At 61.5% G+C, this 699-nt stretch carries 1 protein-coding gene; it reads left to right on the top strand.

From position 1 onward, the window contains the following. Window positions 1–625 (top strand): reverse transcriptase domain-containing protein (locus tag NMG80_RS35385; RefSeq protein ID WP_436798755.1); only part of this gene is annotated, 625 nt, incomplete at its 5' end. Window positions 626–699 lie beyond the last annotated feature (74 nt).

The raw sequence follows: 699 nt of genomic DNA, 5'->3' as shown, positions 1-699 counted from the left end.
GTTCGAGACCGAGGTGCGGCCGCGGCTCCGTGGGGGCTGTACCATTGCCCGCTACGCTGACGATGCGCTCATGGCGTTCGACAACATCGTCGACGCCCAGCGTGTCCTGGCAGTGCTGGACAAACGTCTTGGACGGTTCGGGCTTACGCTCCATCCCGACAAGACGCGTCTCGTCGACTTTCGCCCGCGAAGGACGGAGAGCACACGGCATCCGGAGACGGATGGCACCAAGTTCGACTTTCTCGGCCTGACCCACGTGTGGGGACGGTCGCGCAGAGGCAAGGACATGGTGATGCAAGTCACGGCCAAGGGCCGTTTTGCTCGTGCGCTGGCTGCGGTAAGTTACTGGTGCCGGAAACACCGGAACTGGTCGATCCGCGATCAGCATCGCCATCTCTCGTCCATGATGCGGGGCCACTTCGCCTACTATGGCGTCGGGGGAAATGCTCGGCGATTGCGATGGTTCGCCCACCAGGTCGTGAGGATATGGCGGAAATGGCTATCTCGGCGAGATCGTCAAAGCGTGTTCCGATGGAACCGCCTTAACGAAATCCTGAAACGCCATCCGCTGCCGCCAGCCAGGATTCTTCATTCGTTTGCCACCGTGAGCGAAACTCTACCATGAGGAACCGGATGCGGGAAAACTGCACGTCCGGGTCTGTGAGGGGTGGGGGCAGTAACGCCCCCACCTACTCGGCA

It is taken from the genome of Mesorhizobium escarrei, assembly GCF_935825525.1.
GTDB classification, from domain to species: Bacteria; Pseudomonadota; Alphaproteobacteria; order Rhizobiales; family Rhizobiaceae; genus Mesorhizobium; species Mesorhizobium escarrei.
Note: the sequence above shows the minus strand (reverse complement) of the source record. Positions and strands in the feature narration are given on the sequence as shown.